The organism is Vibrio sp. TRT 17S01 (genome assembly GCF_050113695.1).
Lineage (GTDB): Bacteria > Pseudomonadota > Gammaproteobacteria > Enterobacterales > Vibrionaceae > Vibrio.
Genome location: NZ_JBNJOG010000012.1, coordinates 122,436 through 129,102 on the forward strand (window position 1 = coordinate 122,436; position 6,667 = coordinate 129,102).

Below are 6,667 nucleotides of genomic sequence, written 5' to 3' on the forward strand. Positions count from 1 at the left end.
TCTAACTGATGGATAAGGAAAATTATATGGTTGGTGTGATTTAGTTTGATTTTGTCCTGTTCGAACGCAGTGAGTTGCAAAATCAAACTAAATGATACCAACACCTTAAGGTAGCAATCGCTAAAAAGGGAACAGTCCTTGTCCCCTTTAATAAGTAATCAGACCAAAGGCCAATTCTTATTTATTAAGCTCGTGGATCAATGGTAATCCTTGACCCGCTTCAAGCTCCTGAACATGCCAATCGAGACCAATGCTAGGCATAGTTTCTAGGAATGGGTCTGGGTTTAGCTGCTCCATGTTGAACACACCTTTATCTGCCCATTCACCACGGAAGAACTGAAGCGCAGCTGTGATCGCTGGTACACCTGTCGTGTAAGAGATCGCTTGGTGCTCAACATCTTCGTATGCAACTTCGTGATCCGCATTATTGTAGATAAACACACTACGCTCTTTGCCATCTTTCTTGCCTTGCACCCAAGTACCGATACACGTTAAACCCGTGTAGCCCGGTGCTAGTGATGTTGGATCTGGCAATAGTGCTTTTAGTACGTGTAGCGGTTGTACCACTGTACCGTCGTGCAGAGTAAGCGGGTCTGGGCTTAGTAGGCCGATATCACGCATTACGTTGAAGTAGTTAAGGTAACGGTCACCGAAACCCATCCAGAATTCAATGCGTTTGGCTGGGATGAATTCTTGCATTGAACGAACTTCATCGTGCGCCATTGAGTACACTTTGTGTGATCCACAGTTCGGGAAATCAAACTCTAGCATGCGGGAATGACAAGGTACTTGTTTCCACTCTTCGTTTTCCCAGTAGAATGAGTCGCCTTGAATCTCCAGCATGTTGGTTTCAGGATCAAAGTTTGTCGCAAACTTCTTACCATGGTCACCTGCGTTAACGTCCATTACGTCGATGGTATCAATTTCATCGAACAAGTGTTTCACCGCATACGCTGCGAATACGGATACTACGCCTGGATCGAAACCAGCACCTAAAATACCTGTAATGCCCGCTTCTTTAAACTTCTCGCGGTAACCCCATTGCCAATCATAAGCTTGCGGTACTTGCTGACCTTCAGAACATAAATCAACCGCTACTGATGTATCTAGGTACGAGACTTTCGCTTGGTAACATGCTTCCATAATCGTCATGTTTACCCACGGAGGACCTGCATTGATCACCAAGTCAGGCTGAACTTCTTTAATAAGAGCAACAAGTGCCTCTACGTCGTCAGCATTCACTGCACGAGCTTCTAGTTTCTTAGATGCATCTTTCAGGTTGTTTTTCTTCTGAATAGATTCGATGATCTTTTCACATTTGCCCACCGTACGTGAAGCGATAGTGATGTCACCTAGTACGTCGTTGTTTTGTGCTGCTTTGTGTGCAACAACCCAGCCAACACCACCTGCACCAATTTGAAGAATTGCCATTATTCCCTACCCTTATTACGCCAGCTCAACTGCTAGCTGGTTGATATCATTTAAAAGTTTTTCAAAGTCTGACAGAGCCAGACATGGATTTAAGATCGTAAATTTCAGCGCCGATTTCCCATCGACGGTTGTTTCACCAAGCACAGCAATACCGCGCACCAAGGCTTCAATACGGACTTGCTGATTCAATTGATCCAGATCTTGACCGTTGAATGTAGTGCGAAACAGTACGGTTGAAAGCGAAGGTTCAGCTAACAACTCAAAGCTTTGGTGGTTACGTACAAGCTCCGCTACGTCCTGTGTTTGAACAAGCAGGTGATCGTACATCTCTCCGAGCGCTGTCGGACCTACACTTTGCATCGTCATAAAGACTTTTAATGCGTCAAAGCGTTTGGTGGTTGCGATTGATTTGTCCACCAAATTAGGCAGCTCATCGTGCTCGCGATTTAGATATTCAGCGTGGTGAAGTAAGAACTTAAAGTTCGCTTTGTCTTTAACCAGTACGGCACCACAACTGATTGTTTGGTAAAACAACTTATGAAAATCAACGCTGACAGAATCGGCACGCTCTATTCCTGCTAAACGAGATTTTTGCTTACTGAGAATGAGTGCGCCGCCATAGGCACCGTCTACATGCATCCACAACTGGTGCTTTTCAGCAACATTCGCAATGGTAGTAAGGTCATCAATTGCGCCATGATCCGTGGTGCCCGCAGTACCAACAACAGCAAATGGAATCAAACCTTGCGCTTTTGCATCAGTGACTACCGCATCAAGTTGCGAAGCATCCATCGTACCGTCAGGATTAGCAGTAACCGTCAGTACGGCTTTCTCACCCAACCCCATCCACGATGCTGATTTTTGAACGGTAAAATGTGCCTTCTCAGAACATACAATACGCAGTTTGTCTGCATACTCAGGTAAACCTAGCTTCTGGATAGAATGACCACTCAACTTATCAGCAATCCAATCTCTTGCGAGCATCAGGCCCATTTGGTTGCTCTGAGTACCGCCACTGGTAAAAATGCCGTCTGCTTTTTCACCAAGTTGATACTTATCGCACAACCAATTCACCACCTTTTGTTCAACATAGGTTGCTGAAGAGGCTTGATCCCATGAGTCCATTGATTGGTTCAATGCTGCAATCATTGCTTCTGCTGCAATTGCAGGCATCAGAGGTGGTGTATGAAGGTGAGCAATACAATTTGGGTGTTGGGTGAAAATGGCATTTTTCGCCACAAGCTCGGTCGTGCCGTCAATCACCTCTTTGAGGCTAGTGGTCGAGGCATCTAGATTCGCCGCATTTATCTGAGCTTCAAGAAGCTTAGGATCCATACCTGAATATGGTTTATCCACCATTTCAAATAACTGTTTCATCGCCGCTGTGGTGTGGTTCATTACAGAAGCAAACTCATTCGCACCATCTTCACCAGTGTGAACAAAATGCTTTTTCCACTCTGAGTTAGGTAGAGGCTCAACTAAACTTCCACCAGCAACCAAAATCGCCTCTTCCATCACACGCAGTGCAAAGTCAATTTGTTCGAATGAAATGATCAGTGGTGGCAAGAAACGGATCACAGATCCCTCTCTGCCTCCTTTCTCAACCATTAGCCCACGTTCAAGTGCCGCACGCTGGATTCGTAGCGTCATTTCACCATCGGCAAGCGGCTCTCCAAACTTGTTTTTATCGCCATTTGGACTTTTGATCTCAACACCTAGCATTAAGCCTTTACCACGAACTTCTGCAATGCAGTTCACGCGCTGTTGAATTTTTTCCAACCCATGACGAAGGTATTGACCTGCAACATTGGCATGGTCGACAAGGTGATCACGCTCGATAATTTCCAATGCCTTTGCACCAGAGACCATCGCCAATTGATTACCACGGAAGGTCCCGGTGTGTTCACCCGCCTTCCAAGTATCTATCGATTTATTAAACACCAGAATCGACATTGGTAGACCACCACCAATGGCTTTAGACAAACAAAGTATATCTGGATTAATGCCAGATTCTTCAAACGCAAATCGGTAACCTGATTTACCAACGCCACACTGAATTTCATCGAAAATCAGTAGGATACCGTGTTCATCACAAATACGTCGTAATTCACGTAACCAGAATGCAGGAGCAGGAATCACGCCACCTTCACCTTGTACAGGCTCTACGACAATAGCCGCGGGTTTCATAATTCCCGCTTCATCGTCGTTCAAAAGGCGATCGATATAACGAATACTGGCTTTTGCCCCTTCATCACCACCTAAACCAAATGGGCAACGAAGGTTGTATGGGAATGGCATGAAGTGAACATCAGACATAAGCCCTGTACGACGAGCTTTTGTGCCTAAATTGCCCATCATACCCATGGTGCCATTGGTCATACCATGATACGCACCACGGAAAGCAAACATGGTATTGCGACCGGTGGTTTGTTTTGCAAGCTTGATCGCCGCTTCCACAGCATCTGCCCCTGACGGTCCACAAAATTGTATTGCCGAATTTTGGGCAAAATCTTGCGGTAAAAACGCTTTAACCTGCTTAATGAATTTATCTTTTGCGTTGGTTGTAATATCAAGCGTTTGATAAGGCAAACCAGAATCCAACTGCTCTTTTAATGCTTGGTTGATCTCTGGATGGTTGTAACCCAAAGCTAATGTGCCTGCACCAGCAAGACAGTCTAAGAAAACCTGCCCACGAGTATCTTCAACTAGTGCGCCGTAGGCTTGCTTAATTGCAATGGGTAATCGTCTTGGGTACGAACGTACTTCTGACTCATGCTCTGCCTGATCCAGTAAAAACTGATCTGGCGTTAAATCATATACTCCATCCACAACAGGGATTTGAGTGGAGAAAACATTTGCGATAGCGTTGTTATCGACTTCAAAGGCGGTGCTCATATTATGCCCCTTGAAACAATCAATACATACAACACGCTTATCTTTTGTAGCTAAGATATGACGTGCAGATACACTTAATCCCTCGTAGCGTAAATTACGGGTACGAGAAAACGACCATCAGTTATAGATGGTTAATTCTATTTCAGGAATTCAAGGTTCAGTGATGCAACTGTTTTGCAGAACAGGGCATTTTGGAAGTATGAAGCTGATTAATGTGTGTTTGTTAAATGAGTTCAATGTTGGGTTTCCCATTCACATGCCGATTCCACGACATTAAGTATCCCGTCTATCGACAAAAGGACTTGCCGATACCTACCCTACGTATAATTACTCAGCCCGAATATTTATACGCGTATCCCCCAGAGCGCCACTTTATGGGCTCACATCCGAGATTGCGCGCGAAAATAACATAATAATCATTAAAATTGCAAAGGATTTTTAGTGACGCGAGTCCAGAATGTTGATGCAAATTAAAAAAGAGGCCATTCAACTGAACGGCCTCAAGTTACTCCTATGCTGCATCGTTCTTTATGATTTGTGACAACAACTCTACTGAGTCAAAGGTGTTATCTGGCGCTATATAATCCCCTAATATATTGGCACCATCTTCCAAGATTATGGTTTGCTCGCCATCTTCATGCTCAATGATAAGAGCAAGATCGTCATCAACAATTTCCACATCCATATTGGTGATCAGCTCATCAACATCAAGGCTATCTGTATCATCAAGCACATCATCTAAATCGATAATATCTTCATCGAGGACAAAGTCTTTGATGATGTCAGTACCACTATCTAAAGTGTCGTCCAACCAACTGAAGACGTTTGCATTGTCATCACCAACCATCACTTCATTACCTAGTTCGGAGTTCAATGCATCACCATTCGCAGCTGACAACACTTGATATGCTGGTGATTCTGATACATCAATAGTGACCGTAGCTTCCTCACTTAAAGCGAGTTCAGAATCAACAGCGAGGTAATCAAAGGTCACATCTTCAGTAATATCCTGAGTACCTGTAATATACCGTAGTTCCCAATTCCCACCCGTTGATGACATTTCCATCGATACTATAGGGTTGTCTGGCGAAGAGTAAGTGAACTCATAAAGAATCTGGTCATGACCAGTATCACCAGGATCTTTTTGATACTGCTCGGTGTGAGTCGAACCATCAGCTAAAGTAAACGTAACCTCAATATAGACATCACTGTTTGCGTTAAACTCAGCTCCCATACCATCTAAGCCAAACGTCACAACCTCAAGCGGATTATTAGATAAATCAATAATCAAGCGTTCTTCTTTATTCATTCCCTGACCATCACTATCGCCAATACCAAAGCCGACATGGGGTTGCTGGCCATCGTACTGTGTCAAAGGTTTGTCATTATTATCTACGAGTGTAATAGTGATAGTATTGCCATTGTCTAGTGTAATAAGCCGTTCTGAGTCACTTACATAGTCACCCCAGTTATAGAAGCCATCTTCACCAACAACAACATCGTTAGGATCGCCGCTATACCCCAACTCAAATGGGTCACCGGCACCGGGAACATAAACAATATTGTTCGGATCCAATAGCTTGTTGGCATCAATGGCTTCTCCAACGACATGTAAATCCGCTTCAGTTAACTCTCTAGTCACGCCCATATCATCGGTGTATAAAAGCACACCATATTGAGGTAATGAGGTAAGCATGATATTGACTTGAGTTCCCGTGAAGTCATCATCCTCATCTGAAATATGGTCTTCACTCTCTATATCCGAGTCGAACACAATGGGTACAATGGCTTCACTTCCCGCATCAACCAAAAAGTCTTCAGCCATAGGCAGTTCATTGACATTGAGCTCACTAAGCTCAACATTGATATCAGTAAATTTCTGAATACCAAAACCATCAACCTCTGTCGCTGTCACAACTAAGGTGTGAACATTTGCCAACGCTTCATAATTGTTCGTGAAAGCTAAGGCACCAAATGTTGTTAACGTGATTGCGCCAGTTGTGCTGTTAATAGCAAACAGATCGTTACCATCACCATCTTTAATATTAGTTTTGATGCTATACGTAACGTCTTCACCATCAGCATCGGTTGCAGACACCGTTCCTATAATGTGATCAGAAGTATTATTTTCTTCATAGGTAAATGCATACTGATCGCCATCATTTGGGTCAAACACTGGTGCATTATCGTCGAGGTTCTGTTCATTAAGGATCACATCAACATCGCTGGTTTTAACCTCACCTAACCCATCCACTTCAGTCGCAGTCACGACTAGGTTATGAGTATTCGCCAGTGTTTCGTAATCATTACTGAATGCAGCTACGCCATCTTCTGTCAGACT

Annotated in this window: 3 protein-coding genes; all 3 read right to left on the minus strand. The window is 43.9% G+C overall.

The window, feature by feature from the left end; translation table 11 throughout:
* Window positions 1–177 precede the first annotated feature (177 nt).
* Window positions 178–1,431, minus strand: coding sequence for a carboxynorspermidine synthase (locus ACQEXS_RS17300; RefSeq protein ID WP_427014665.1), 1,254 nt, complete (start codon window positions 1,429–1,431; stop codon window positions 178–180).
* Between the two features lie 15 nt (window positions 1,432–1,446).
* Window positions 1,447–4,326, minus strand: a complete 2,880-nt coding sequence (locus ACQEXS_RS17305; RefSeq protein WP_427014666.1) for a pyridoxal phosphate-dependent class III aminotransferase — start codon at window positions 4,324–4,326, stop codon at window positions 1,447–1,449.
* Window positions 4,327–4,837: 511 nt separating this feature from the next.
* The coding region (locus tag ACQEXS_RS17310) for a cadherin repeat domain-containing protein (protein ID WP_427014667.1) at window positions 4,838–6,667 on the minus strand (1,830 nt) is incomplete at its 5' end.